The organism is Syntrophorhabdales bacterium, assembly GCA_035541455.1.
GTDB lineage: Bacteria > Desulfobacterota > Syntrophorhabdia > Syntrophorhabdales > WCHB1-27 > JADGQN01.
This window is the reverse complement of record DATKNH010000045.1, coordinates 1-26,983: the sequence shown is the minus strand read 5'-3', so window position 1 is coordinate 26,983 and position 26,983 is coordinate 1. Positions and strand designations below refer to the sequence as shown.

Genomic DNA, 26,983 nt, shown 5'->3' with positions numbered 1-26,983 from the left:
GGCCTTGCCGCGCGTGTCACAGATAGATTTTATCCTTGAGCCATGTGACATAGGCAGCCATGCCTTTGTCAATGTCGTACTCAGGTCCAAAACCCAGCTCTTCCCGGATTCGGCCTATATCGAGGCATGCATTGATGTCGAGGGCTGATTTAGTTGCGGTGATCTCTCCGAGATCTTTACCCAGGATAATCTTTGCTCCAGGTGCCACTTTCAAGACCGCGTCCCTTATCTCTCCGAAAGTGGTCAGTTTCCCCATGCCGAGATTGTAGATGCGGTGCTTCAACTTATCCGCGGTGTGTATCATGATGACACCGCGGGCGCAGTCCTTGACGTAGATATTGTCATGCCCCTCGGCCTCGTCAATGTTCGGCAGTTCGCACGGCGTTCCGTCCACTGCAGACTGGGCTATCCGGTGCATCGGGCTCCTCACGCCCGCGAAGAGAGGCCCGTAGATTCTGCTGGCCCGTATCAGGGCCACATTGAGGCCCGCTTTTGCTGCATAGAGCAGGGCAATGTTCTCTTCGGCCCTCTTGGTCCCGGGTACGTAGCGGTCCGATTCTACGCTGAGCAACAACTCTTCTTTCAATGGCTCTTTCTGTTTTATGCCCTGGTAGACTGCTTCCGTACTGATCGCGCTGATCCTGCCGATACCCGTCCTGGCGGATGCTTCCAGTATATTGATCGTGCCGAGCACGTTGACCCGCATTGCATCGTAGAGATTTCCCTTTGCCTCGTACGACGAGGCCGCATGAATAATGCTCTTGACGCTATGATCTTTGATTGTTTTCTCGACTGCGTCCAGGTCTGTGATATCGAGGGGGGCCACGAACAGCTTCTTGTCCCGGTATTGTTCAAGAAAAGGGGCGAGTTCTTTCTGCTTGTGGATAGTGAGGAGTACCCGCTCACCCTGCTCACACAAAAGCTTCGCCAACGAACCGCCCAGAAAACCCATACCACCTGTAATCATGATCATAGTGTCACCTCTTGGAACTCATGCCCAACGCGGGCCGCTGCCGAAACACTGTTTCCTTCGCTGCTCCGCCCCGCGCGACCCGCGGAACATCAATGTGGCAGCTCGCGGGTGCCCCGCTACTACAGTTCAATCTGCCGTCTACCCAAAGGGTGTCCCAATCCGTCCTTCACGTCGCCGCACCCGCAAGCGGGTACCCGAGGAAAAGTTCTTCCGGCAGCGAAGTTGAGTCGACAATATCCAGTCGGCAAAAGACCAACTTATCACTGCCCGAATGCTCGCAATTGCGACTTAAATCGTTATGAGATCGTCGCCCGTTGTGTGGAGCCGCTCGTATCCTTCTCTTGTGGCGAGATAGGTCTCGCCCCAGAATATCACATTTTTGCCGTCCGCTGTCTGCACCAGGGGATGCACAATCGCTGCATAGCCTGGGATGAAGAGACTCTCGTTGTCCACGCTGACCCTTTCTTCTACCAGGTCGATACCGCAGACATGACCGAAAGGCGCCCTGGGCACGAACTCCGTTTTGGCGATGTATGCCTGCATGGCGAGAGCCACATCTTTCACTCTTCTCCCGGGTTGTATCTCTTCGATGCCGCGCCGAATGGCGTCCCTGGCCACGGTTTGCATCTTTCGCAATTCTTCGTTGGGCTTCCCAACGTTGACCATGCGAACGAGCTGCGTCCAGTAGCCCTTGTAACGCGGAGTGATCTCAAGAACAATACTTTCGCCGGCCTGAATTTTTCTTTCAGAAGGGCTGACAGGAAGCGGCAGTGACCGCTCCATGTTGAATGAAAACTGCCCGGAGCCGATCAGCGTGAAATGTTCGTCAGTACCCTGCCGGCGCGAAACGTACTCTATCTCAGCCACAATTTCGTACTCAGTCACTCCCGGCCGTATCATGTTAAGGGCGGCTTGGAAACCTTGATCCGCCAGGGCCGCTCCTTTACGGTAAATCTCAATTTCTTCGTCACTGTGCTGGAAGCGGATCGCCATGATATCCTCGTGCACATCCAGCAACTGGGCATCCGGGAGCTCGGTGCGAAGGTAGCGATACCACGTTGTGGGCAGCATCTCAAAGTTGACTCCGATTTTCCCTTTTGCTGCGCCTTGTGCTTTTATAAGAGTCACCGTGTCGGCGATGAAATTGGTGCTCACGCGCACATCCTTCACCATCGACCGCTCCATTGAAGCTCGCTTCGAAAAATCTGAGTAGTTGAAAAGTATCGGGTCAATCCCAGGAAAGAGCACTGCCACCTGCCGCTGGAAGAATATGTGATTATCGGTATACCACCTGAAGTCGCCGTGATAGCTGTGGCCGACCGTCATGTTGCCGATGAGCACCAGTGCCTGCAGCTCTTTCTCAGCGAGAAGTTTCTGAAGGGCCTCTTGTCTGCGCTTTTTTTCAGTCTCTGTGAATGGCATGGGTATTCTCCTTCATCTTTGACGGATAGATCGTCGAGATTACGCGTTATTTCTTTTCCTGCAAACGCGGTATCTTGTTCTCAGCGAAAAGCTTCAGAAGCCTTGCGTTGTTTTCTTCCAGGTATTTTTTTAGATCTGCAGCGTTTCTGTAGGCGACTTCAATTTCCAGTTTTCCAAGCAGATCAATGAATTTCGGCTCATCCATGGCCTTGTGTAACGCGGCATCCAGTTTTGTCACTACCGCGTCAGGCGTTCCTTTCGGAGCAATAAACATGAAGTAGGCACCAGTGGTGAAATCGTAGCCCAGCTCGCGCAAGGTCGGCACATCGGGAAACGCCTTCATCCGTTTGTCTCCCTGGGCGGCGAGCAGGCGCAGCTTTCCATCCTTTACGTGGGGCATCCATTCGGTGCTGCCTGACTCAGCGGTAATGTGGCCTCCGAGGAGCGCTATCATTGCAGGGTTTGCGCCCTGGTAGGGCACATGCGTCCACTGAATGCCTTCCTGGCGACCTATAAACTCCATTGCCAGATGCATGGGAGAACCTGTTCCACCTGTGCCGTAGGTCACTTTCTTCGGGTTTTGGCGTGCGTACTCGACCAGCTCTTTCAGAGTGCGCCAGGGAGAGTCTGACCTGACGACGATCGCATTCGGAGAGAACCCGTAATGCATGATCGGGACGAAGTCATCAAGCTTGTAGGTCACGGTCTGTACGTGGGGAACGAAAATCAGCCCCGCGTGGCTGCACACTCCCAGGTGGTAACCATCGGCTTTTTGTCTTGCGATGAGGCCGAGTCCCACTGCACCGCCTGCGCCGCCCACGTTTGAAACCGCAAGCTGCTGACCGAGGAGTTTCTCCGCAGGTCCCGCGAGAGCGCGGGCAGTGGTGTCCATGGTGCCACCCGCCGCATAAACCACGGTCACGTTTACAGGCCTCGCAGGATATTCCTGCGCAGCCGAAAAACCGCACATCACGGCCATAAAAACAGCAGTCAGAAGTATTCTATTTCTCAGCAAGTCCATGATGCTCCTTTCCCGAATGTAAGAGGGGCGTCTTTCTCCAGCCGATCGGATCGCTGTTTCATTCCATATTTGGAACGATGTTTCAGAATATGATACCCCTACTTTTTATTGTACGGAGGTACCTTTGTCAAGAAAAAATTGAAGAAAATATGGCTGAGAGAAGGATGGTGAAGAGAGCTGCGTTGTTTCCGTACGTGTAGGAAAAAACCTTCGTATCACCATGTCCATTCGTTTGGAAACTCCTTCGCTTCGAGACGGCTTGGCGGCCGTGAGGTGCCCAATGAGCAGCATCTGAAAGGATTTAAAGCAGCGAGGCATAGGGCATAGATTCTGCAACGAGGGTCTCAGGTTGCGCTTTTTTCGGGAGGAAAGGTTTATGAGTTGGTATTGGGATGTGCTTGTCGGCATCGGGATTTTCAACGTGCTCTTCGTGCTTGTCGTATGGTCAGCGTCCGTCGTGCGCGGCCAGGCGGGGTCAGAGGCTTCACCATTGATGCAGGAAGCCCATATCTCGCACGAATGTATTCTCCATTTTCTGAAGACGATGTGTATGGCAGGGCATCAGAAGGTCTAGCGGGGAGACAAAAGGAGAGGGTCGGGAGCTTTTGAAGCGGCCGATTGGCGGGGGCAACGTGGGGGAGTATTGGCAGATGAAGTCCGGGTCGAGAGTGATTGTTGTTGATGATGATGAGACGCTCCGACTGCTGCTACAAGAGACCCTGAATGAAGAGGGCTTCGAGGTTCTCCTGGCCGCAGACGGGGAGGAGGCTTTAAAACTCTACCGGGAAAGCGAAGGTAACGTTTCCGTTGTTGTCTCCGATATTGTAATGCCGAGGATGGATGGCCTGACCGCCGCCCTGGAAATGCGAAAGATAGATGAGAACGTGACGTTCTTGTTCATGAGCGGCTGTGACTCTGAGCGAATAAAGGCCATAGGCATCAACATAGAAGATATTCCTAACTCCTGCTTTTTCCCGAAGCCTTTCGGATTTGAGGATATGGTAAGCAGGATAAGGATGCTGGGGTGACAGTAGGCTGGCCGGTGATTATGACAGGCTACTGGGGGTTTCGGTCGAGGCAATCCGTCTGGGCTTTCACGGAGCTGATATTGAGCGGATTGGCAATCCTCGGAGGAAGTTTACATCCGGACGCCTGGCCGGACAACCGGCATTGTTCATTCCATAATTCCTCAGCCTCCTTGCCTGCTTCCAGAAGGCAGTGCACCAACACTTCCCTCTTTTGCATTTTTTCGAGCCGTCGTTTCAGATTCTCCACTTTTTCCTGGTATTCGGCGTACTGCCTTTGGTCTTCCCGTTCCAGATCTTCGAGCGACATGTCTCTCTTTTGCGCCTGGCCTGCAATCCTTGCCTCGAGCTTAGCAATTTCCTCGGCCCGCTCGGCTGCGCTCAACCTTTGACCGTAGGCAATCAGAGGTTTTACCTCGTTGATAGCAATAGCGAAATTGAGGCCCTCAGCCAACCGCTTGTCGATCGTCATAGTGTTAATGCCTATGACCTCCCCTCCGGCATTGATTAAGGGACCCCCGCTATTCCCCTGGCTTATCGCTGCGTCCGTCTGGATCAGCCTAAAACCGAACTGAGGAAGCTTTCGATCTTTTGCACTCACAATTCCTTTGGTGACAGTAGACTCCAGTCCCCGGGGAGAGCCGATCGCAAACACGGTGTCACCCTCACGGCAGGCAGCGCTGTCGCCCAATTTGAGAAAAGGAGAATTGCTATAGCCTGCAGTTCTTAAAAGAGCAAAGTCTTTCTCGGGATCAAACTTTACAAGGTCGACGCCCGTCGTCTCTCCGGAGGAGAACTGGGCAGTACCTCTGGCTGCCAGAACCACGTGGCCATTTGTGACGATGTAGCCATCCGGCGTCACAAGAAATCCTGAGCCGAGACCGCCTGGGTACCTGAGCGTCACCACAGCCCTCTTGGCTTCCTGGAGGAACTGCGCCGTGTCACCGCCGGCTATGAGTCCTCCTGCCGCTGACGACACATCCGTCGCTCCCGTCGAAGCGACCATATGGTTATCCTTACCGGGCGAGGCACTCGATTTTGCGGGTGACCGTGAACTCGGGCCGGAACCGTAAAAGAAAATCAGCCCGAGGAGAAAAAGGAGGACCACTGCGAGAGCCAGAAAGGAGCGCATAGATGTTCTTTCTGCTCTTGTTGCTTCACCCGTGTTTGGCGGCGGTGTATCACTCGTCGTTGCTGATTTGTCAATCAGTGGGGCTCGCGTCGCCCCCTCCAGTGGCAAAGCCACATGGAGCCTCCCCCTCTCGCTCGCCGTGCTCGCTAGATAGATTCCTGCGGGCGGCGTCGAGCAGCAGAGGACAACGCTTTCAAGCGTGGGTGAATGCATGACCTGTCTGCGCGATCGCGTGCTCTGAGTACCACGGGCTTGCCCGTGGGCATCTATTTCTGCCGGTGAGAGCTCTCCTGTGGAAGTATCCGGTTCGTTGACGGACAGGTAGTCGAGAAGCGTGTCTCGAGCCCAGGTGATTTTCTTTAGTCGTTCCCAGGACCCCTGACTGTCCGGTTCGCCCCGCGTGGTCCCGCTTGCTTCATGTCGCCTGCTGAGGGTATCGGATGCGTTGATAATGTCTTGTCTGGACGCATTCTTCGATAGTCCGAGAATGTCGTAACATGTCTGCAGCAGCTCGTCCACACTTTTGCCTGCTCGCATCCGAAGAACTTCCCGTGCCGCCCGGAAGAGTCATACACCAGCCCGAGCGGACTGAAACCGGCGCTGGATTACCTACTCAATTTTCGGTCGATAGCGCGAAGAACATTAATTGGATTTGGTTGCGCAGGCACCTGTTGTAACCTCCACGGATGAAAAGAAGCCCGTGGAGGTTACGGTGCCAGAAAAACACTTGCTTTAAACCGGCAGGCGGTAGAACTTTCTCGCGTTCTCTTCGTATATTTTGGTTTTGTCCTCGTCGGTTATGTTCATCTCTTCGATGGCATTTATTGTCTGCCTGTAATTTCTGTTTCCGAATTCCATATCGCCGAGGGGCATGTCAATGCCGAAAAGGAGATGATCTGCGCCAAAGAATGCATGGCCGCACATGAGGGCGGGCGTGTTCCCGTACAGGGCCGTGTCAGCATAAAACATTTTGTAGTAATCGAGAGGCGCTTTTGTGAGTCCCTGAAAGTATTTCTGCCCCCATCGCATCTCCCCGAGATCCTGGAACTGGCGTATTCTTTCCGCGAGATAGGGCACCATGCCGCCGCAATGGTGAGTGAGGAATTTTATGTTGGGAAATTTTTCCAGTATCCCGCTGAAAATCAAGCGCGTCATGGCCGCGGTGGTTTCGTACACCCAGCCGAACGTATTAAAGATTCTGTACTTAGATTCTGTTTCCGTCCTGTAATCAGGATAGTCAGGATTCCTCATGGGATGAATCACCAGGGGAAGGTTGTACTGAGACATCTTTTCGTAAAGGGGAATGAACTCGGGTGAATCGAGAGGCTTATCGTTTACAGGGGTGTAAATAAGGACGCCCCTCATCCGGAGCTCGGTAATGGCCCGATCAGCTTCTTTCAGGGCAGCGTGCATGTCGTTCATCGGCAAACAGGCGACGGCAGCAGGGAATCGGTCGGGGTACTTGGTGACCAGTTCGGCCATCTCATCATTTAACGCCTTGGAGAGTTCCACCGATTGCTTCGGGGCTGCCAGTTCAACCGACGGCCAGGAGGGGGTGATTACCTGAACAAGACCTTCGTATTTGTCCATTATCCGGAACCGCGCCTCCATGTCGTAGAGCGGCGGGAAGGTGTCGACCATGTAGGCGCACTCCTTGGGAGCTGCTTTGCGCAGAAGCTCGCGGTACTTCGGGGGTGCCACGTGGGAATAGCCGTCGATCAGCAAGGGGTATCTCTTCTTCATTCTTCTTCCTCCTTCTCTTGTTTTTGTATCTTGGTTCGTCGGAGGTCCCAGAAATAGGGTTTGCGCCTTTCGTCGTTGCTGCGATCATCGTGACTCCTCCATGTACACCAGTACTATGTCGGAGTCCCGATGACCTGGCGCCTAGAAATCCATCAAACCCATCCTGGAACCTCCGAGTGAAGCTCGCTTCGCTCGCGGTAGAAAAGCGACTGTCATTAACCTATGGGTTGAAAATTGTGGTTTGTTTTTACACTGCTTGCTAACAGACGTCTTTCTCCATGTAACTCGTGACAACAGCGGGTTCATGTTTCTCTTCCATCTTGCTAGTCGCACAAGGTACGACGGTCTTCCTAGCGCAGCGGGTCGTGGAACTATCTATACACGCCGTACTCTTTTGTGTAGTCTACCATGGCGTGAATGGTATCTGCCTTTCCTTCATCCATCGATGTCCCCAAGGACATGATATAGCCGCCGCCTTTTCCCACCACGTCAATGAGACCCTTGCAATATGCCTTTACCTTCTCCGGGGTCCCTGTAAGGATCATTCCAGAGGATACGTTCCCCCCAACGCAGATCTTACTGCCGAGAAGTTCTTTCACCCGCGCCATATCGGTTCTGTCGAAAATCCACAAGCACGAGCCTTTGGGCAACTCCGCAAGATATTCAAGCCGCGTGTTGTAGGAACCCTCGCAAAAACAGAAAGGCACGCACCCCTCCTCTACAAGCCCTAGAAGTACTGCCTTGAGCGTCGGCCAATAAAAAGTGCGGAACTGTTCGTCGGACATGAACCCATCAGCACCCTTGTGCAAAGGGATGAACACGACGGGACAGCCATTCATGGTTGCACCCGCCACTCCCTGTTTTATTGCGAGAGGGGTAAAGCGTTCGACTGCTTTCAGGATCATATCGGGCCGCCTGTACATGTCGAGCGTCATGGCCCGCGTGCCTCTCAACGTGTCGCCGATTATATCGAACGGCGCTTTTGTCGCTCCTCCTACACAGCTGGGGAAACCCATGGCTTTGGCTTCTGTCTCAAAGGCCCCGATTTTCTGGATGAAAGCCATGGCTTCATTTCCCGCATCGATCAGCGCTTTCAGAGCATTCTGGACCTGAGGAACGCCGAAGGGGATCATGTGCAGCGAGACGAGTACTATTTCCCAACAGTCCGTGAATGGGGCTAAATTCCTCAGAGGCTCCAGTGCCCCGAAAGCGCGGGGCATCCAGCGTCGTATCCAGAAATCTGATGGATCATCGATCAGTGCCTCATAGTCCTCGGGAAGCATATACTCGCCTTCAACGGCCTGGTAGGCTGACTCCTTTGATATGCCGTGGCCCGGCCATTTGTATTGCTTATACTGCAGGATCTCAAAAATCTTTCCTGCACCGATGAGGGCAGGGGTTACGTAGTAATCGGGCCTGAACTCCTGCAGAAATTTCTTATGGGCCGCGACCAGCTTGTCTGTATCGTACATTGCCTCATGCGCGGTTACGCCGTAAAGGTACGAAGGCATGAAGGTGCTGAGAAGCAATATTGGCACCCTGTCCGGCGTCTTCTCCATACCTACAGCATCTTTGAATCTCAGCACAGCCGCTTTGTAGGTAGCCTCAGCCTCGGGATTCTGGAACTGAACGCCTTGCGGGGAAAGCCATGTCTCAAATCGCGCTGCCCGTCTCTCTATGGGTGACATCGCTGCCCATTGCTTCTCCATGCCCGTCCTCCTTGTTCCCGTGCTTCTGGTCTTATTGTATACGCCAAGAAGAAAATAAATCCAGCCCTAATACGACGTGTGATGGTCAGGTTGTAATTGGCTGGATTGATATGTTATTGTTGACCATAGAAAACGCATTGGGGAGAACAGGATGAATAGAATCGTGTTAATAGCGCTGGCAGTCGCGGCCCTTGCGATTACCGGGTGTACGGAAAAGCCCAAGGCACAGCCTGCGAGTGCTGCGCAGGGGGCTGGTGAAAGTGGTACTATGCAGCCCAGTCCCGCGCATGGAGGAGCGTCTCAGTCAGGGCAGGCGGTAAATCCTCATGCGGCCGTGAAGCCGATGGAGATGAATGCCGGAGCGGATCATAGAGGAAAGGTAGTATCTACGATGAATGCGTCCGGCTACACTTACATGGAAATAGAAGAGAACGGGAAGAAGTTCTGGGTTGCAGCCACGCAGGTCGAGGTCAAACCCGGAGACGAGGTTGTATTTCCGGACTCGCCGCCAGTAGAGAATTTTCGCAGCAAGACGCTCAATCGCACGTTTGACAAGATTATTCTTGCCCCCGCCGTACAGGTTAACGGAAGGCCCGGGCAGATGGGCGCTCATCCGCAGACGGGTGATGCGGGAACTAAGTGACGACAGAATTGAAACGGGTGTGCGATTAGGCGCCCGGTTGCGTAAGTTGGGTTGCTCCAACCGTTGGGGAGAGAACGTTGTCGCTGCCGCTTTTGCTTTGCTTCCTTCTGGTTTTAACGGTTGTACCCGCGCAGGCGTATACTGATCCCGGCTCCGGTCTGCTTTTGTGGCAACTGATTGTATCGGGTTTCGTCGGGTGCATCGTTTTTCGCTTCCGGAAGATCTTGCATTTGGTTAAAAGAGATCGCAAAGGGAAAGAGCGCTGATCAGCAAGAATTGTTCGTTTCGCGATCCGGCAGGCCGGTTAGCTGTGCTTGACGGACGTGTTTTGCGCGTCGTCTCAAAGCCTGCCGTTGAGAGCTTGAGTGCCTTTCTTCATTCTCCGATCGCTCGACACTTCGTAGATCGCGGAGACCTCATAGACAGCAAGATAGCCAAAGAAATAGATGCAACGAGTCTTTTCCGTCAACTCGGAGAGAATGGCTCCGGCTGTGATGATTCTGAAGCTGCGCTTGTCCTGGAGCATCCGCTCACAGAGTTCCCTTCCTATCCTCACGAATGGCCCGCTGAGATGCTCCATGCGGCAGCGCAGTTAACGCTTGAAATTGGAGAAGCCTTTCTCGGTGAAGGGATCGGCCTCAAGGATGCCGACCCTCGCAATATTCTCTTTCGTGGACCCCATCCAGTATTTGTCGATGTGCTCTCCTTTGAAAAGAGGGACCCTGGAGACCCGGTGTGGCTACCCTATGCCCAGTTTGTTCGCAGGTTTCTTTTGCCTCTGGCTGTAAACAGGCGTTTTGGTGTTCCGCAGAGTCTTCCGGCTCTCACCGGAGATGATGGCCTTCGGCCGCAGGACGTGTATCCGCTGCTAAGCTGTGCCACAAAGTTTCTCCCTCCCTTTTTTACACTTGTTACTGTTCCGGTCTGGCTTTCGAGAATGGTGGCCCGAAAAAATACGTCTATCTATCGGAGGAATCGGCGGGACGGCATCGAGAGAAGCCAATTCGTTTTGCGATCGCTCTTTGGACGCTTATGCAAGCTGACCAGAAAGCTTACGCCTGTACAGGCTGAATCGGACTGGTCGTCTTATACGGGTTCGAACAGTTACTCCCCTGAAGATTTTTCAGCGAAAACGTCATTCGTAGAAAGAGCCCTTGACGAAGCACGCCCGAAGAAGGTTCTCGACATCGGGTGCAACACGGGGTATTTCAGTGCGATTGCGGCGAGGCAAGGTGCCCGTGTGGTAGGTATCGACAGCGATCCCGTGGTAGTTGGACAGACCTGGCACCATGCCAGGAAAGAAGACCTGGATATCCTGCCTCTGGTAGTCAATATAGCCAACCCGACGCCCCCTCTCGGTTGGTGCAACCGGGAATCCGCCTCGTTTCTTGAGCGCTCCCTTGGTGTCTTTGATGTGGTCATGATGCTTGCGGTCGTGCATCATGTGATGGTGACCGGGCAGATACCTCTCCGTGAAATAGCGGCACTCGCAGCAGAACTCACGAAGGACCTGCTGCTCATCGAATACGTCGGACCCGAGGACCGGCTTTTTCGGAGCCTTACGCTGGGACGTGATCACCTCTACGCGGGTCTCACGCGGGAGGCATTTGAATCCTTTTTTCTAGCCCGCTTCGACATCATGCACAACCTGCGTCTGGGGAGCAGCACCCGTTCCCTTTACGTGATGAAAAAGAAAAGATAGCTATGCTAAAAGATGCCGCTGTATCGCTGTCGCTGGCGAACCTTTGCATGATAAACATGTGGCACCACTTTCTTTATCGCGCACCGGGCTCTTCCGACAATGATTATTTTCTTAAAGTATCCCCCTACAACATCACCGTGTATGCTGCTTTGATCGATGTTCTGCTGTTGGGTGTTGTAATCTTTCCCTTCATAACGCTCGTCAACCAAAAAAGAAGAGCCCCCAGGATGCTGGCGCGCTTTGTGGTCCTCGGGATGCTCTTCTTCGCGACGTATCACGTTCTTCTGCTGTGCAGTACTTCTTTTGCGGGCACCTATCTTGCTGCGGACGATAAGGCGCTCAGTTTTGCCGTTGCCCTTCTTGTCATGCTCCTTCTTTATTTCCTCTGGGACCGCAAGCCTGCGGTGGGCGAGTTCATTAAGAATTCACTGCTTTTCCTCCTGCCCTTCGTACTCATAACATTCCTGCATGCCGGCTGGCACCTGGCGCGGGGAGATGCGGCTTTCTGTGATAAGCCATTAGCGCCGCCTATCCGGAGCGCCTCTTCATCGGCGCGGATACTCTGGTTCATTTTTGACGAAATGGATCAACGTCAAACTTTTGAGGAACGGCTGCCCGGTCTCAGGCTACCGCAACTGGATCGTTTCCGCCGGGAGTCTCTGTACGCTACCAATGCGTTTCCACCAGCAAGCTGGACCATCCGCTCGCTGCCCGCGCTGTTGACAGGAAAGCGGATCAGCAAGGCCGAACCACTCAGTTCCGACGAACTTGCGGTTACCTACTGCGCGGACCGCAGGACGGCAAAATGGAGTCACGAACCGAACGTCTTCTCACGGGCCAGAAGGATGGGGTTCGAAACAGCAGTGATTGGTGGCTATCACCCGTATTGTCGTGTCATCTCGAGGCACGTAAGCAGATGTTTCTGGGAGCCATGGGATCCTTTTGACATCTCCCCTGAGCGCACGCTGCAGGCGACTATGATAGAGCATTTCATGACGAGTTTCGACCTCTTCATGGGATATTCTCGCCTGCACGCGAAAAGGGTTGGGGAGATCCGCGCCGAGGCCCTACGGGGCGTGCTCCATGAAGTTCAGTATCACGCGGGTGTGTACATGAATGTTGTGAGGGAAGCCAGAAAAGTCATCACAGACCCCACGATAGGTCTGGTCCTGATTCACTGGCCTGTACCTCACCCGCCCTCCATCTACGATCGGGATACGCAGCGACTCCGCGATTCAGCCATTAATGTCACTGATTCCAGCTACGCAGATAATCTCGAGCTTGTGGACCGCACTCTGGCTATAGTGCGCCAGGACTTGGAGGCGTCGGGGAGATGGGAGGGCGCCACGATTATCCTCTCTTCCGACCACTGGTTGCGAAAATCACTGTGGCGGTTCGAAGGAGAAGTGGACCGCAGGATACCATTTATGGTGAAACTGGCAGGACAGAAAAGCGGGGCTGTTTACGAAAGACCGTTCAATACAGTCCTCACGCAGGATTTGATCCTTGCAATCCTACGAGGAGAGATCACGTCGATGGAGGGAATGGCTGCCTGGCTCGACGGCAACGGGTCAACAGCGGAAGGCTCGTGTGGCTATCAGGACGACGTGGAATAAAAAGAGACTTCTTTGTAGATGGACCTGATGGAGGCGGCATCCAGCCGCTCGAAATCCCCGGCAAAGGGCGTCACAAAGACGCCTCCCATCTCAACTGCCGCCGGGCTGACTGCAATACGCTCGTTGCCCTTTTTAAAAAACGCGTCCGGGCGATGCTTGCGCCTCGGGAATATGAGAAGCCGCCAGGAGGGTCTGACAGCCACTGTGCACAAGACAGCACGTTGACTGTCGCAGTTTTTCTCGGCCCGCGGCCGTTGCCCCATGGTCTCCGTATATAGCCCGATCATGTTCATCATCGGTTCGTCGACTCCTCCCGTCGCCTCATTCAAGGCATCGTGAAAGGACATGAATGATTCCCCGACTGCTGCCGGAGAGCTTCCCTCAATGACAACGGTTTCTCTTCCCATGGCATTGGCGCGAAACCGGACTGCCTCGCCATGCTGATCGACGAGCGTGAGCCTTCCCTCATGGAGAACCTCCTGTTCAACCGGTAACTGCCCCGACTGGATTGCCTGGAAATGAAAATGGTCCGGTGCTGAGGCGCCACATTTCGGTCCATTGTAGAGGATTGTCCAGCCGCAGCCAAAATCGGCCATCAACTGAATCAGTATGGCAATATGTCCGGAGATGGACTGCGGGCGGTGGTCTATAGCAGCGATCGTGAAATGAGCGGGAAACACCGGCATAGGGTTACAGAGGATCAGATAGTCATTCCTGTAGAGCACCGCTCTTTGTTCCCGCGGAAGTTGAGGGAGGCAGAGGAAACAAGGACGCTTGTTTATATCTTTTTCTCCCACAGCTGCCAGAGTGCTCTTGATTCTCCCGGGGTTGTGCTGAACCAGCGCAGAAAATCCGTCACAAGCGAGACGGCGCTGGGCCGCATGGTCGATTGAGGCGTAACCTCTGGAGAGCATCGGCCATGTCTCTTTTTGTTCGGCCAAGAGTGTGAGGCAGAGGTCCGCTAAAGGAGAGGAACCCATCTCGCCGTCGAATTTTTTGTAAATCTTTCCATCCAGCAATGATCGCAAATCTTCTTTGGTGAGACGCTTCTGCATTGGGCTGATCGCCGAACCTATGTCTTTCTCGATCCACGAGCCTTGGGCCGCAAGGCTTCCCTATTGATCTTCTGCCTCTCCGCTATTTCTCTGCTCCGGATCTCATCCTTGAACGCATTGTTCTTATTCGCCTGCTCAAATGTTAGTGCGGCATCAGTATTTCCAGACCAGCGCCTGCAGAGGTAGAGATTATCGTAAATCCTGCCGATGCGGTACTCCCTGCAGACACGCAACGCTGCGGCGTAATCCTCCCCGTAACTGACATTGAGAAAGCCGACACTCCGCATGAAGGCTGTGCTGAAAGCCCGTGGAGCGCCGAGCCCGTTGATGCGCAGCGCATTGTTGCGACCGTTCTCGTCACTCCATTCGCGGTGGTCTACGAGGCCAGGCGGTATCTCTTCAAGGTTCTCATCTACCAGTGTATAAGACCCTATCACCATCGCATAGTTCCCCTCGCGGAACACATCAACTATTCTCTGCAGTGTGTGGGCGCTGCTGTAAAGATCATCCGAATCGAGCTGGACGGCGTATCGCCCGCACGCGCTGCTGCGAAGAGCTTCATTCCAGCAGCCGCCTATTGCGAGGTCGCGCCGGGAAGGGATGATGTGCTGCAGCCTGCGATATTCCCTCGATAACTCTTCAAGAACGGTTGTGGTCCCGTCTGTTGAATGGTTATCTGCGACGATGACGTTAAAGTCGAAATCCGTCTCCTGAGAGAGGGCGCTTTTCACAGCCTCGGCAACCGTCCTTCTCCGGTTACGAACCGGGATCACAACACTGGCCTCCACAGCGAAGGGTGTAGTCGATGGTTCGAGTTCTCTGAATTGATCCGGAGCGAGGTACGCACCAATCTTTTGCAAGTAATCCGTAAAGGCTCTCTCCATCTCCTTCTGGACCGCTTCATTTCTGGGGTCAACGTAAGCGAACAATCCCTCGCCTTCAGAAGAAGGGGAGGCGAGTTGCCTAACAGAGTAGAGGGGCTCGCGCAGATGACACAGGGCATAGTCGATGGAGAGTTTCAGGCGCATATCGTAGAGGCCGGCACATGCAACATCCGCTATCCTGCCGTGTGTGGCGGCCGCATGGCGGATGGAGGCCATTGACAGCAGCAGGAGGGCGCCGAAATCGAAATCATCCCTTACGCTCCCCGGCTGATAGTCAGTGAGCGGGTGAATTATTCTCCCTGTTCCGCTCTCATTGTAGAAATCGGTGTAGACCAGGCCGGCTTTTGTTGACCGGGCTGTCGCGAGCATCTTGCTCAGCGCTTCAGGTTCGATCGCAATCAGTTGCGGACTCACGGCAAGAAGAAGATACTCGGTTGAGACCTCGTCAAGTATCACGTCGATGGTGGCGCTAGAGGTAAACGGGCCTGTCACGAGAAGGCGGCAGCCTGGTGCGCTGAGTTCTACCGGACTATCGCTATGCACCAACACTCTTTCGACGAGGTCTGAATGCATGAGAGTGGCCAGCATGCTCCCGAAGCGGGGTCCCGGACTATAGCGTACGATTGCCGTGAAAGGTTTCATAAGGGGTCCACTCCTACGTCGGCTTCACGGGAACTATATCATAATCTCATGCCCGAACGACAGGGGCTAAAGGGCTTAAACAGCAGGCCCATCTGACAAGAATCGCGCGGTGACGGTTGACAACACATTTCAAAACATACTAACTTTGGGATCATCTTCGAGGGAACCTTTTTTGTACGTGGTGTGTGACCCATGACCCATGAACCCGTAGCCACTCAACCCTATGTCGCTGTTGGGGTGATCGACGGCAGCAAAACGATACGCTTGCGTCTGAACGGCCGCTTCACAGTGGATGGACTGGGACCTCTCTCGGGTGCGTCTACGGCGCATGCGGAAGAAGGAATGGTAGTGCTGACTGACGAACGTCAGCAGGAATTAGTACGCGCCCCGGCAATCAAACTGGTCGCTGAGAAAGATACGACCTTCACGCTTTTCGGCGTTACCATAGGAAAACGTTTCCACTGGGAGAGAGAGGAGGATCAAACCTTTCAGGGAAACCTCATTTTGAAGCTGCGCGAGCAGCAAACGATTGTGGCCGTCAATGAGATTCCCCTGGAGGATTACCTCAAGAGCGTGATCTCGTCGGAGATGAGTGCTACAGCGCCCCTGGAGTTTCTGAAGAGTCATGCAATCATGTCCAGGAGCTGGCTTCTGGCTGCACTGGAAAAAAGGAAAAGCAGCAGTGAGCCTTATATGTCTACAGAGTGTTTTGATGAAGTGAAAGGGGAGGTGGCCCGCTGGTATGACCGGGAAGGGCACGAGTTCTTTGACGTCTGCGCAGACGATCACTGTCAGCGATATCAGGGCATAACAAAAATTACATCCGGTGAGGCTGAGAGCGCGGTGCGACAGACTTATGGTTTGGTGATGACCTACAAGGGTATGGTCTGCGACGCACGTTACAGCAAAGCGTGCGGCGGCCTTACGGAAAATTTTGCAACCGCGTGGGACGATAGATCTGTGGCATACCTGGTAAGCGTTCCGGATGCTCCTGTTGCGCATGATCCGATCAGCACAGAGGAGGAGGCCACGCGGTGGATTCTTTCGTCACCCGAAGCTTATTGCCATGCGGAAGACCAGGACCTTCTGAAGAAAATCCTGCCGGATTTTGACAGGGAGACCACACATTTCTTCCGCTGGAGAATCGAATATCCACGTGAGGAACTGGAAGACATCATCAGGAAGAAGTCGGGATTTGATGTGGGTATTCTGCGGGAGATCCTGCCGCTTCACCGTGGTCCTTCAGGGCGAATCTCGCGATTGAAAATAACAGGTTCAAAAAGAAGTATCATAGTGGGAAAGGAGCTTGAAATCCGACGCTGGCTCTCCCCGACACATCTCTACAGCAGCGCGTTTATAGTGAAGACCCGGCGCGACAGCCAGGGCGAGATAGCGGCGTTTACCTTCGTGGGTGCGGGTTGGGGACATGGCGTCGGTCTCTGCCAGATAGGAGCCGCAGTCATGGCCAGCCGGAGTTTCAGCGCCGAAGAGATCCTGAAGCACTATTTCCCCGGAGTGGAATTGCGGAAGATATACTAGGCACGTAGGCTTTTGTGCAGTTGAGTCGAGGCCATTGGGTATCCGAGATGATAAATCCTAATATCCAATATCTAGATCCTAAACAATATCTAATGACCAAAATCCAACATCGTGGAACCATTTTTTAGTTTTGGACATTTGAAATTTGGATTTATTTAGGATTTAGATCACCCGCAAGCGGGTGCCCGGATATTCGAATTTGATAATCACCACCCGAGATACTGCGGCGTAGCCGGGCTAAGAAGATCAATACGAGTGAAACCGAATCGGCATAGGAGGTTTAAAACAGCGTTCATTCTTGGTGCAGGCCTGGGAACCCGTCTCCGGCCGCTGACCGAGAAATGCCCGAAACCGCTTTTGACTCTTGGAGGTCGGCCCATCATCACCTATGCGATGGACCATTTGCTTACAGTGGGAGTGGATCGCTTCATTGTCAACACGCATCACCTCCCTGAAATGTATGTTGAAGTATTTCCTGACGGAATGTGGCGAGGCGTGCCCGTCGTGCTTCGCCACGAACCGGTCCTGCTTGAGACCGGCGGAGGACTGAAGCATATTGAAGACCTTCTAAGCGAGGATGAGGCGATCCTCTGCTACAACGGGGACGTGATTGCCACCTTTCCCTTGCAAAATCTCGTCGGCGCACATGAGCGCGATCGGCCCGGGGCGACGCTTGCGTTGCGAAGCGAAGGGCCGCTCCTGAACGTGAACATCAACGAACGCGGAGATATTTGCGACATCCGGCATGCCCTTGGAAACCCCGGTGTCCAGAGTTGCCTTTTTACGGGAGTGTATGCGATGGAAACGTCGTTGCTTCGCTATATCGAGGCAGGCAGTATCGAATCCATTGTTTCCCTGCTTATCCGGAGAATCTCCGCGAAGCCCGGATCCGTAAGAGGAATACTTGTAGACCAGGGCGATTGGCATGACATAGGTTCGGTAGAAGCCTACGAGCGCCTGGTAAGAGAATACCAATACCAAGGTCGAAGTTGAGGTTAAGGTGAATACAGGAGAGGGCAACAAGTGAGAGCGTGGGATGATATGACTGGGTTTGCGCGGGACGCTCTCGGACTTCCTGAATCTGTTCCTGTAGAACTTTCGGCGCTGCAGGGAAGGGGCTCGGACCGCGCGTATTTCCGCATCAGGTGGCACGAAACGGATTCCGCCATCCTGGTACATTACGATCCAAAGCGTGTAGAGAACGGGTACTATGCGGCCATCGCCGAATTCCTCCGCGATATGGAAATCCCTGTGCCGCGACTGATCCGCCACGATCCGAAGGAGTGTCTCATCCTCATGCAAGACCTTGGGGACAAAGATCTCTGGTCTTACAGAGGAGCCGACTGGAACGCAAGAAGAAGGTTCTATGAAAAGACGCTCGCCATAGCGGTGAGGCTTCAGTCTGTTCGAGAGGATACCTTTCCGCGCGAGAGGGTAAGACTTATGGAGGCGTTCGGACCGGATCTTTATCGCTGGGAGCGCGACTATTTCAAAGAGCATTTTGTGAAAGGCTTCTGCAGGATAGAGCTTCAGCCCTCCTTTGAGGATCAACTCGAGTCGGAACTCTCCTCGCTGGGGCTGCGCTTGTCTGCAGGCCCGCCTTCTCTGGTGCACCGGGATTTTCAGTCGCAGAACGTGATGATTTGCGATGGAAGGCTGTTTTTGATCGATTTCCAGGGAATGCGCTTTGGCAATCCTTTTTACGATCTTGGTTCTCTTTTGTGTGACCCATACGTGACTTTTTCAGATGAGGAACGCGACGAGCTCCTCTCGTTTTATTACGGGCTGTCACCGCAAGGGTTTGACTGGCCGGCATTCCAGCGCTATTTCTGGGACGCGTCCGTGCAGCGCCTCATGCAAGCCCTGGGGGCTTACGGATTCCTGGGGCTTAAGAAAGGCCTCCCTGCATTTCTCGAACATATCCCTTCCGCGCTTGGTGTTCTTGAGAAGGCCTCTTCGCATCTGGCATCACTGCCCCTCCTGCGCGAGCTTCTGGTGCGGTGCCGCGCTTTACTGGGTGAGCGTGGATGAATGCGATCCTGCTGGGTTGGCCCCCACATGTGACGGGAAGGGCTGCAAAAGGAATTGTTGACAGGTTGTCTCAAAGCACGTAGAGTATGGTAAATGAGCGTAAATTCTACACTCTGCACCGAGGAAGGAGGAGCAGCATGGCCGAATCAGTCTTGAACAATAAAAGAATCCTGGCTGTGGACGACGAGCAGGACATTCTGGAAGTATTGAAAGAGGAGATTGAGGCTGCTGCCCCGACGTGCACGCTCGACACGGCCACTTCTTACGAGAAAGCGGTTGAGCTGCTCACATCGTGGACATACGATCTGGTTATCCTTGATATCATGGGCGTCAGGGGTTTCGACCTCTTGCAACTGGCCGTGAAGCGACCGTACCCCATTCCGACTGTTATGCTCACGGCGCACGCCCTCTCACCCGAATCCCTCAAGAAGTCGATAGAACTCGGCGCCAGGGCCTATCTTCCTAAAGAACGACTCGGCGCAGTAGTCCCATTTCTGGAAGATGTGCTGACCTATGAATACGGTGCTGTCTGGAGGCGTGCCTTGAAGGGGATTGAGGGGCTCTTCAGCAAGTCAATGGGTCCGTACTGGCGCAAGCCTGACGAGGAATTCTGGAAGGAATTCGAAGAGAAAATCGCCTCGGACAAAAAATGAAGTAACACCCGCGCAGAATTCAAACATCTGGGGATTGAGCAAGAAAGCACCCGTATCCAAGTGATGAGGCGTTTGAAGGTAAACCGGTCCTACCTGAGCTTATTCCTTCTTGCCCAATCCGCCACATGCACCGGGGTTTCGAGCACTTCAACGCGAGCCTCGCGTAACGCTTCATGCTTCCCGTCTACCGTCCCTTCTGTGCCGCGCACGATTGCGCCCGCATGGCCCATTCGCTTTCCCTGCGGTGAGTAGCGGCCTGCGATGTAGGCTGCTACCGGCTTTGTCATTTTCCGCGCTATAAAGCCGGCAGCCTTCTCCTCCTGCTCCCCGCCGACTTCTCCGACGATGATTACTGCATCTGTGCCCTCGTCTTCCTGGAAGAGCTCCAGTATGTCCGCCAGATTGCGCAGAACAACAGGGTCCGCGCCCATGCCGACCACAGCACTTTGTCCTACATTGCTCTGCGAGAGAATCCCGGCAAACTCGTACGACAAGGTTCCGCTCCGCGAGATTATGCCCACGCGCCCCGGTGCAAAAAGAGATGCGGGCATGATGCCCATCTTTCCTTTTCCCGGGACAAGGATGCCGGGGGTTGTGGGTCCGAGGGCAAACACGCCTTTTTCAATCGCATAGCTGCGCATTCTCAACACGTCCTTGACCGGGATAAATTCGGGCACAATGACGATGAGCTTGATGCCGGCGTCGACGGTTTCAAGAAACGCGTCGAGCACAAAGGCCGCCGGTACAAAAAAGACAGACGCGTTCGCGCCTGTTTCCCTGACGGCCTCTGCAACGCTGTCGAAGACGGGAACGCCCTCGACCGTGGTGCCGCCTTTGCCCGGCGTTACGCCGCCAACAACTCTGGTCCCGTACTCGATCATCCAGTGAGTCTGGACGCTGCCGATGCGTCCTGTTATGCCTTGGACTATTACTCTGGTTGAGTCGTCAATCAGTATGCTCACTTTTTTCTCGCTTTCTTTTCTCGGTATGTTCGCTCGGAGCCGCCAGCGTTAGGGTTTGCGCCTTTCGTCGTTGCTGCGATCACCGTGACTCCTCCATGTACGCCAGTACTATATCGGAGTCCCGATGACCTGGCGTCCAGAAATCCATCAAACCCAGCCTGGCGCCTCCGAGCGAAGCTCGCTTCGCTCGCAATAAAACCTTTTTGCTACTTTTTTATCCCTCGTCCCGGCGCGGGGCGCGGTCGTCCTAGCCCGCTAGGTACCCGCAAGGGTGGAAGCGGTCGTCCCACGTCCCGTGAGTCTTACTTCGCCGGGCCTACAAGCTCGTAAAGCTTCTCAACTGCTTTCTCCGTCGCGGCTTCTGTTACCACGTGAACGCCTGCGGCGCGCAGTATCTCCCAGGTTTCTTCCTGGTGGTTGCCCAAGGCCTTTGCAACAATAGGAATCTTGACCTTGTGTTCGGCAATGTAGCGCGCCACGCCCTTTGCACCCTCGTGGATCGGGTTGATGCCGCCGTACACATTAATAAAAATAGCGCGCAGGTCAGGTTTCATCATAACGAGTTGCATGCATTTGTACAGGAGGTCTGCGGTGATGCCTCCCCCCGTTTCTAAGAAATTGGCGGGTTTCATCTTCTGCCCGATGATATCCATAGAAGCCATGCCAAGACCTGCGCCCGAAGAGATAATGCCGATGTCTCCTTCGAGGTCTACGTAGGTCACACCGATCTCCCGGCCCCTGCGCTCCAGAGGGTTCTCGATGCGTTCAGCGCGATCCGGCAATGATCGACGGATTCTGGAGAGGGCAGAGTCGTCTATCTCAAGCACAGCATCAACGGCTAGCAGGCCGCCGTTCGGAAGCACGACCAGCGGGTTGATCTCTGCGATAAGCGCCTCGTAACGTAGAGCAATGTCGTACAGCTGGCCTATGACATCGCTCCAGGGCGCGATGAGCTGTTGTTTCAGCCCCAACATGCGCAGGAGCGAGCGCGCCTGATAAGGATAATAGCCGAACGAGGGATCGATGTGGATCGCTGCTATCTTTTCAGGCGCCGTTTGTGCTGTCTCTTCGATCAGCACCCCGCCTTCCGTGCTGACCACGATCACCGGTCTGCCCGAGTAACCGTCTATGGTGATACCCAGATAAAGCTCTCGCGCGATCTCTGCTTTTTCGCAGACGAGTATTTTTCTCACCGGAAGGCCTTTGATGTCCGAACTGAGCAGCTCTTCAGCCACGTCTTTAAGTTCGTCGGGCGTCGATGCAGTCCTTATCCCACCTGCGAGGCCCCGACCGCCCACGAGAACCTGGGCCTTCAACATGACCGGGTATCCTATTTCGCCGGCAACCTGGAGGGCCTCGTGCATGGTCGTAGCAAGGCCGCGGTGAGGCACGGGGATGCGGTTCTGTTCAAAGATATCCAACGCCTCGTATTCGTGGAGTCTCATGAGGGTCTTTTCCTTTATATTGTTTTGTACAGCGTAGTCACGTTCTGCACTCGATGTGCAGCGCATGCAAGTATAAAACTGCTGCAAGCGCATGTCAACGAAAATAATCAGATATTTGATTTGGTATATGGGCACGATACTCGACAAGATATATGGGCAAAAATTTAATTGCAAATTTAATTTAATTTTTGTACAATAAGCCGGGCATAAGAAAAAACCGACAGGGTGCGAAAAATGGCGCAGAAAAAGAGGGAAAAAAGCGGTAAGCAGGCGGAGGACTCCAGCCAGCTTGCCTATCAGGGCATCAGGCGCATGATCTATACGAGAGAGCTTGTGCCCGGGCAGAAAATCGCCTACCGGGACCTTGCAGAAAAATTACACCTCAGCCCTACACCGATCATCCAGGCACTGAAACGGCTTGAGCTTCTCAGTTTCGTAGCCCACGAGCCGAACCGGGGGTTTTACATGACTCCTTTCAGTATCAAGGAGATCGAAGAGATCTACGAGATGCGGGAGCTCATTGAGCCATCGCTTCTCCGGGCCACCATACAAAATCTCAACAAGGAGAGTCTCAGCACACTGAAAGCGGCCTTGCACGCGCACCAGGCGGCAGAACGGGAGCTGTTTCTCAAAGACAGGCTGTTTAAGAACAGGGAATTTCACCTGACGCTGGCGTCGCTTTCGGGAAGGGAGACGCAGATTCGCATCCTTGAGAACCTCTTTGATATTCTTTTCCTGAAGTACAGCAACCTCCCCAGGACATCGCTTACCGCGACGGATCAGGAGCATCAGGAGATATATGACACCGTCGCCGTGCGCAGTGTTGAGAGGGCGCAGAGCGTGCTGAAGAACCATGTTACCAACGTAAAGGTGCAGGTCCTGACGAGCGTCCGGAAGATGCTCGCCGAGCAGGAAAGGGCGGAATTTTAACCAGGAGAAGTTGAAGTGAGGACGGGAGGAAGCGAATATGCGGAATGACCAACGGAAATGTCTGGCAGTTCCGCTTCCACACTTCTTCGCTTTATCGCATCATCATAATAAGAGGAGGTAGCAGCATGGGTCTTAAGACAAAAGCGGAATACATCGAATCGATTCGGGCTCTCAAACCGACGGCGTATATGTTCGGAGAGCGTGTCACAAATGTGGTGGACAACCCCCGTCTTCGCGCTGGTATAGAAGCTACAGCAGCAACGTACGAAGTTGCCGAGGGTCAGTTCCGTGACCTGGTGGTCACCGTGAGCCCCTTGATCAATGAGCAGGTAAACAGGTTTACTCTACCCCCCGCCAGCATTGAAGACCTGGTGGCGCGCGTGAAAGTGAACCGAGCACTCGGTAACTACGTAGGTACGTGCCACCAGCGGTGCACAGGCCTCGACTGTCTTTCCACGCTCTCGATCGTGACCTATGACATCGACAAGAAGCACGGCACCAACTACAACGATCGCTTTATTGAATTTCTGAAATATGTACAGAAGAACGATCTCGCAGCAAATGCCGGCGTAACCGACGTAAAGGGCGATCGCTCGCTGGGGCCTACCGAGCAACCTGACAAAGATATGTATCTCCACGTGGTTGAACGCAGGAAGGACGGCATCGTCGTGAGGGGAGCAAAGGCCCACCAGACAGGCTCTCTCTCATCGCATGAAATCATCGTGCTTCCTACCCGCGCCATGGGAAAGGAAGACACGGATTACGCGGTCTCGTTCTCAGTGCCTTCGGACACAAAAGGCCTGATTCACGTCGTCGGAAGATCAACCCTCGATATGCGCGAACTGGATGGATGTGACGTGGGCAACACGCTCTATTCCAAGTACTGCCCCACGCTGATTTTCGACGATGTCTTTGTCCCGTGGGAGCGTGTCTTTATGTGCGGCGAAACCGAGTTTGCACAGGACATGGTTGTGAAGTTCTCTTCCCTGCACCGCCAAAGCCACGGCGGATGCAAATCCGGAAAGATCGACTGCATGATCGGCGCGGCACTCACGTTGATGGACTATAACGGCACTGCTAAAGTGAGTCACCACAAACAGAAGGTTATCGACATGATCCACCGGGCAGAGACACTCTACGCCTGCTGCCTCGCAGCGTCCTATGAAGGGAAGAAACAGCCGTCCGGTACCTACTATATCGACACGGTGCTTGCCAATGCATCGAAGCTGCATGAGGGCAAGGAACTCGCCGAAGCCATCAGGCTCATGATCGACGTATCAGGCGGCTTCGTGGCAGACCTTCCATCCGACAGGGATTTCCAGAACCCCGAGGTGGGCGGACTCTTGAAGAAATACCTGAAAGCCTCTAACGGCGGGTCCGTGGAGGACCGCGTCAAGATGTACAGGCTGGTGGAGAAGATGGCCCTGGAGAGCGCCGATACGATTTCGGACATTCACGGAGGCGGCTCACCTGAGGCGCACCGGGTAACGATCTACCGCGAAACAGACCTGAACAGGAAGAAAAAGGCGGCAAAGCGGTTGGCAGGAATTACGAAGTGAAGATCGACCGCCACGTATAGTGTGGCTTGGACGACCGCTCATTCCATTCGCTAGGACGACCGTCCGCCAGTAGCGGACTGGGATGACCGCTGCACTCGGACCAGAGATACTGAAGGACCAATCGTCCCTCGTCCTAGCCGAAGGCGATCGTCCATCGTCCTAGCGAGCAAGACGAGCGGTCGTCCAAGCGAAGCGGTCTGTTCTTTGCGGAGGATTCGATCATGTCTACCAGACAAGGCATTCCGAAAGGGGCCGCAATTGCTATTAACGACTTGCTGGATAACTGTGCAAAGATTCGTCCGGGACAGGAGGTGCTGCTGCTTGCGCATCTGGACGGCCTCTACGGGGGAGACAACCTTGTTGACGAAGAAGCCGTGTCGTGGATTCAGGCTGCTGTGCAGTCGCGAGGGGCGAACGCTTTGGTTCTATGGATAGATGAGCCGGCCAGGCCTCATGCCTGGCGGCTGCCACCTGTGGTGAAGGCAGCCATCGCAGCCTCCGACGTCTTCATTAATAACTCGTTCGACATCGTCTTTGAAGAACTGGTCGAGTTGAAGCAGTTCCTGTGGGAAAGGAAACTGCTCATGGTGCGCAACTTCGCTGTTACCGCACCTCTCCTGTGCACCGCCTGGGCTCAAACACCTTACGAACTGGTGAGCGAGATCCGGTACCAGGCCTCCATTCCCTTCAAAGAGGGACTCCCGTGGCAGATCACAGACGAGAACGGAACGCATCTGGAAGGCTTTGTCAATCCGCCGTATCACCCGAATCATCCCTGGTTTACGAGCTACTCCATCAGGCGCGAAGAGGCAGGTGCGTACCGGCCGTGGCCTGAGTGGGTGCATCCGATAGTAAGACTGCGAGATGTATCAGGGGTTCTCGTTTTTGACAGGATGCTCAGCTGGTGGTCGCGCTACATAGGCATCTCTCCCTACTTCCAGAAACCGATCAGGTTGACCATTGAGAACTGCAGGATCACCAGGATTGACGGTCACGGTGAGGCGGATGCTCTGCGCAGATTCCTGAAAGAAATGCATGAACGACTAGGTGAAGGGGTGTATGATTTCAATGCGCTGCATTTCGGCGTCCATCCTCAGGCCGGCGTCAGCCTTCAGCAATGTCCGAACATCATATACCATCGCCTGATCGATCATTCTCACAGCTCAAACATACACGTGCATATCGGCGCGCCCTCCGCTACAGCTGCGTATCCGTATTGGATGCACTGCACCGGCGATATCAGGAACGCAACGTTCCGCGCAGGTGATGTACTGATTCATGACCGCGGTCACCTCACGGCACTGGATCATCCGGCTGTCCGCGCTGTGGCAGCCAAATATCCGGGCAGGCCGGGGCTTGATCCTTCACCCCGATCGTACTGATTCCGTTTTGCCGAATACGTTGAGTTCACTCATGGATGCCGTGTCCGGACGTGCGTCACCGTTGCCGTCATATCAATCTGCTTCTGGTGTGTTGACCATTGGCAGGCTAATTTAGTAGACTCGAATTTCATGCGGCGTTACTTAATTTTTGCCTCCGGCGGCTTGAGCCTTCTTATGTACATGGTTGACGCTACAGCCGTGGCCGTTGCCTTCCCACACTTCATGCGGGAGTTGCATACCAATGTGCTCTGGGCCGGATGGACGATATCCATCTACTATATAGGCGTCACCATAGCTACGCCGCTGGCCGGGAGCCTGAGTGATACCTTCGGCCGCAAGAGGGTGTTTATTGTTTCCCTCCTCTTCTTTACGGGAAGTTCTCTCGCATGTGGTTTTGCTGTCAATATCTACATGCTCATCGCCTTCAGGTTTTTTCAGGGCATAGGAGGGGCGAGTTTTTTCCCCACTGCCTCAGGGATGGTCAGCGATTATTTCCCCGAGAGCCGCCAGACGGCCATCGGCCTCTTCAGCAGTATTTTTCCGATAGGCGGGATCATCGGTCCGAACGTAGGGGGCTGGATCGTGAGCCGTTACTCATGGCGCTATATCTTTTACATCAACTTGCCGGTAGGCATCGGATTGCTCCTCGTGATCATGGTTCTGCTGAGGGACTCGAAACTTTATTCGAGACCTCGCGTGGATATTGCGGGGGCCTTGCTCATGAGCGCCGCGATACTCCTGCTCATGTTCGGCCTCAACCTCATGGGCGAAAGCCTGTCACTCCGCTCTGCTTGGCTGGGCGCAGCCCTTCTTGCGTCGAGTGCTACATTGGTCTTTCTCTTTCTTGGCCATGAAAAGAAGCAGGTGAATCCGATCCTTGACGTGGTCCTGCTGCGTTCAAGACCATTCCTGGCG

23 protein-coding genes are annotated in these 26,983 nt (G+C 54.1%); 13 read left to right on the top strand and 10 right to left on the bottom strand.

All coding sequences use genetic code 11. The features are described 5' to 3' along the window. Positions 1-16: 16 nt before the first annotated feature. From VMT71_04955 to VMT71_04945, 3 genes are all read right to left on the bottom strand, one after another. The gene (locus tag VMT71_04955) at positions 17-973 is read right to left on the bottom strand and encodes an NAD(P)-dependent oxidoreductase (GenBank protein HVN23296.1); all 957 of its coding nucleotides are present in this window, start codon (positions 971-973) and stop codon (positions 17-19) included. A 288-nt stretch (positions 974-1,261) separates the two neighbouring features. Next, entirely contained in the window at positions 1,262-2,395 is a 1,134-nt protein-coding gene (locus tag VMT71_04950; GenBank protein HVN23295.1) for a Xaa-Pro peptidase family protein, read from the bottom strand. 46 nt (positions 2,396-2,441) lie between these two features. Then, on the bottom strand, positions 2,442-3,416 hold the full coding sequence (locus tag VMT71_04945; GenBank protein ID HVN23294.1) for a tripartite tricarboxylate transporter substrate binding protein: 975 nt from the start codon (positions 3,414-3,416) through the stop codon (positions 2,442-2,444). A gap of 376 nt (positions 3,417-3,792) precedes the next feature. Here VMT71_04945 and VMT71_04940 point away from each other — a divergent pair, with 376 nt between their 5' ends. Then, the gene (locus tag VMT71_04940) at positions 3,793-3,990 is read left to right on the top strand and encodes a hypothetical protein (GenBank protein HVN23293.1); all 198 of its coding nucleotides are present in this window, start codon (positions 3,793-3,795) and stop codon (positions 3,988-3,990) included. A gap of 31 nt (positions 3,991-4,021) precedes the next feature. Continuing rightward, a complete protein-coding gene (locus VMT71_04935; GenBank protein ID HVN23292.1) occupies positions 4,022-4,444 on the top strand; it encodes a response regulator in 423 nt (140 codons plus the stop codon). Between the two features lie 28 nt (positions 4,445-4,472). On the opposite strand, the gene VMT71_04930 is transcribed toward VMT71_04935, so the two are convergent. From VMT71_04930 to VMT71_04920, 3 genes are all read right to left on the bottom strand, one after another. Beyond that, positions 4,473-6,092 (bottom strand): trypsin-like peptidase domain-containing protein, encoded by a 1,620-nt coding sequence (locus VMT71_04930; protein HVN23291.1) that lies wholly within the window; start codon positions 6,090-6,092, stop codon positions 4,473-4,475. Positions 6,093-6,305: 213 nt separating this feature from the next. Next, entirely contained in the window at positions 6,306-7,316 is a 1,011-nt protein-coding gene (locus tag VMT71_04925) for an amidohydrolase family protein (protein ID HVN23290.1), read from the bottom strand. Positions 7,317-7,687: 371 nt separating this feature from the next. Then, a complete protein-coding gene (locus tag VMT71_04920) occupies positions 7,688-9,025 on the bottom strand; it encodes a uroporphyrinogen decarboxylase family protein (GenBank protein HVN23289.1) in 1,338 nt (445 codons plus the stop codon). 151 nt (positions 9,026-9,176) lie between these two features. Between VMT71_04920 and VMT71_04915 the strand changes: the two genes are divergently transcribed. The 3 genes from VMT71_04915 (at position 9,177) to VMT71_04905 (ending at position 12,986) form a co-directional block, all read left to right on the top strand. Continuing rightward, a complete protein-coding gene (locus VMT71_04915; protein ID HVN23288.1) occupies positions 9,177-9,668 on the top strand; it encodes a hypothetical protein in 492 nt (163 codons plus the stop codon). Between the two features lie 310 nt (positions 9,669-9,978). After that, positions 9,979-11,370: a class I SAM-dependent methyltransferase gene (locus VMT71_04910; GenBank protein ID HVN23287.1), complete on the top strand. Its 1,392-nt coding sequence runs from the start codon at positions 9,979-9,981 to the stop codon at positions 11,368-11,370. Positions 11,371-11,372: 2 nt separating this feature from the next. Then, positions 11,373-12,986: a hypothetical protein gene (locus VMT71_04905; protein ID HVN23286.1), complete on the top strand. Its 1,614-nt coding sequence runs from the start codon at positions 11,373-11,375 to the stop codon at positions 12,984-12,986. Here the strand turns inward: VMT71_04905 and VMT71_04900 are convergent. Together VMT71_04900 and VMT71_04895 are read right to left on the bottom strand one after the other, a co-directional pair. Further along, positions 12,968-14,041 carry a DUF4922 domain-containing protein gene (locus tag VMT71_04900; protein HVN23285.1) on the bottom strand — a complete coding sequence of 358 codons (1,074 nt, stop codon included), beginning with the start codon at positions 14,039-14,041 and terminating at the stop codon, positions 12,968-12,970. The two genes, VMT71_04905 and VMT71_04900, sit on opposite strands and share 19 nt — an antisense overlap. A gap of 17 nt (positions 14,042-14,058) precedes the next feature. Continuing rightward, entirely contained in the window at positions 14,059-15,567 is a 1,509-nt protein-coding gene (locus VMT71_04895; protein ID HVN23284.1) for a glycosyltransferase family 2 protein, read from the bottom strand. Between the two features lie 192 nt (positions 15,568-15,759). Between VMT71_04895 and VMT71_04890 the strand changes: the two genes are divergently transcribed. The 4 genes from VMT71_04890 to VMT71_04875 all read left to right on the top strand — a co-directional run bounded on the left by VMT71_04890 (position 15,760) and on the right by VMT71_04875 (position 19,790). Then, a complete protein-coding gene (locus VMT71_04890) occupies positions 15,760-17,106 on the top strand; it encodes a SpoIID/LytB domain-containing protein (GenBank protein HVN23283.1) in 1,347 nt (448 codons plus the stop codon). Between the two features lie 255 nt (positions 17,107-17,361). Next, entirely contained in the window at positions 17,362-18,099 is a 738-nt protein-coding gene (locus VMT71_04885; GenBank protein HVN23282.1) for a sugar phosphate nucleotidyltransferase, read from the top strand. Positions 18,100-18,129: 30 nt separating this feature from the next. After that, positions 18,130-19,137, top strand: a complete 1,008-nt coding sequence (locus tag VMT71_04880) for a phosphotransferase (GenBank protein ID HVN23281.1) — start codon at positions 18,130-18,132, stop codon at positions 19,135-19,137. Between the two features lie 137 nt (positions 19,138-19,274). After that, on the top strand, positions 19,275-19,790 hold the full coding sequence (locus tag VMT71_04875) for a response regulator (GenBank protein HVN23280.1): 516 nt from the start codon (positions 19,275-19,277) through the stop codon (positions 19,788-19,790). 89 nt (positions 19,791-19,879) lie between these two features. Here the strand turns inward: VMT71_04875 and sucD are convergent, their stop codons facing one another. Beyond that, positions 19,880-20,752: a succinate--CoA ligase subunit alpha gene (gene sucD, locus VMT71_04870; protein ID HVN23279.1), complete on the bottom strand. Its 873-nt coding sequence runs from the start codon at positions 20,750-20,752 to the stop codon at positions 19,880-19,882. A 302-nt stretch (positions 20,753-21,054) separates the two neighbouring features. Further along, positions 21,055-22,197 carry a succinate--CoA ligase subunit beta gene (locus VMT71_04865; GenBank protein HVN23278.1) on the bottom strand — a complete coding sequence of 381 codons (1,143 nt, stop codon included), beginning with the start codon at positions 22,195-22,197 and terminating at the stop codon, positions 21,055-21,057. A gap of 234 nt (positions 22,198-22,431) precedes the next feature. On the opposite strand from VMT71_04865, the gene VMT71_04860 reads away from it, so the two are divergent. From VMT71_04860 to VMT71_04845, 4 genes are all read left to right on the top strand, one after another. Further along, positions 22,432-23,127, top strand: coding sequence for a GntR family transcriptional regulator (locus VMT71_04860; GenBank protein HVN23277.1), 696 nt, complete (start codon positions 22,432-22,434; stop codon positions 23,125-23,127). Positions 23,128-23,252: 125 nt separating this feature from the next. Beyond that, positions 23,253-24,686 (top strand): 4-hydroxyphenylacetate 3-hydroxylase N-terminal domain-containing protein, encoded by a 1,434-nt coding sequence (locus tag VMT71_04855; GenBank protein HVN23276.1) that lies wholly within the window; start codon positions 23,253-23,255, stop codon positions 24,684-24,686. A gap of 221 nt (positions 24,687-24,907) precedes the next feature. Beyond that, complete coding sequence (locus VMT71_04850; GenBank protein ID HVN23275.1) at positions 24,908-26,068, top strand: hypothetical protein; 1,161 nt, start codon at positions 24,908-24,910, stop codon at positions 26,066-26,068. Positions 26,069-26,197: 129 nt separating this feature from the next. Beyond that, positions 26,198-26,983: MFS transporter (locus VMT71_04845; protein HVN23274.1), on the top strand; the 786-nt coding region annotated here is incomplete at its 3' end.

Coding starts and splice junctions, on each gene's coding strand:
- VMT71_04955 (HVN23296.1), bottom strand. CDS start 973: ATGATCATGATTACAGGTGGTATGGGTTTTCTGGGCGGTTCGTTGGCG.
- VMT71_04950 (HVN23295.1), bottom strand. CDS start 2,395: ATGCCATTCACAGAGACTGAAAAAAAGCGCAGACAAGAGGCCCTTCAG.
- VMT71_04945 (HVN23294.1), bottom strand. CDS start 3,416: ATGGACTTGCTGAGAAATAGAATACTTCTGACTGCTGTTTTTATGGCC.
- VMT71_04940 (HVN23293.1), top strand. CDS start 3,793: ATGAGTTGGTATTGGGATGTGCTTGTCGGCATCGGGATTTTCAACGTG.
- VMT71_04925 (HVN23290.1), bottom strand. CDS start 7,316: ATGAAGAAGAGATACCCCTTGCTGATCGACGGCTATTCCCACGTGGCA.
- VMT71_04920 (HVN23289.1), bottom strand. CDS start 9,025: ATGGAGAAGCAATGGGCAGCGATGTCACCCATAGAGAGACGGGCAGCG.
- VMT71_04915 (HVN23288.1), top strand. CDS start 9,177: ATGAATAGAATCGTGTTAATAGCGCTGGCAGTCGCGGCCCTTGCGATT.
- VMT71_04905 (HVN23286.1), top strand. CDS start 11,373: ATGCTAAAAGATGCCGCTGTATCGCTGTCGCTGGCGAACCTTTGCATG.
- VMT71_04900 (HVN23285.1), bottom strand. CDS start 14,041: ATGCAGAAGCGTCTCACCAAAGAAGATTTGCGATCATTGCTGGATGGA.
- VMT71_04895 (HVN23284.1), bottom strand. CDS start 15,567: ATGAAACCTTTCACGGCAATCGTACGCTATAGTCCGGGACCCCGCTTC.
- VMT71_04890 (HVN23283.1), top strand. CDS start 15,760: ATGACCCATGAACCCGTAGCCACTCAACCCTATGTCGCTGTTGGGGTG.
- VMT71_04875 (HVN23280.1), top strand. CDS start 19,275: ATGGCCGAATCAGTCTTGAACAATAAAAGAATCCTGGCTGTGGACGAC.
- VMT71_04865 (HVN23278.1), bottom strand. CDS start 22,197: ATGAGACTCCACGAATACGAGGCGTTGGATATCTTTGAACAGAACCGC.
- VMT71_04860 (HVN23277.1), top strand. CDS start 22,432: ATGGCGCAGAAAAAGAGGGAAAAAAGCGGTAAGCAGGCGGAGGACTCC.
- VMT71_04855 (HVN23276.1), top strand. CDS start 23,253: ATGGGTCTTAAGACAAAAGCGGAATACATCGAATCGATTCGGGCTCTC.
- VMT71_04850 (HVN23275.1), top strand. CDS start 24,908: ATGTCTACCAGACAAGGCATTCCGAAAGGGGCCGCAATTGCTATTAAC.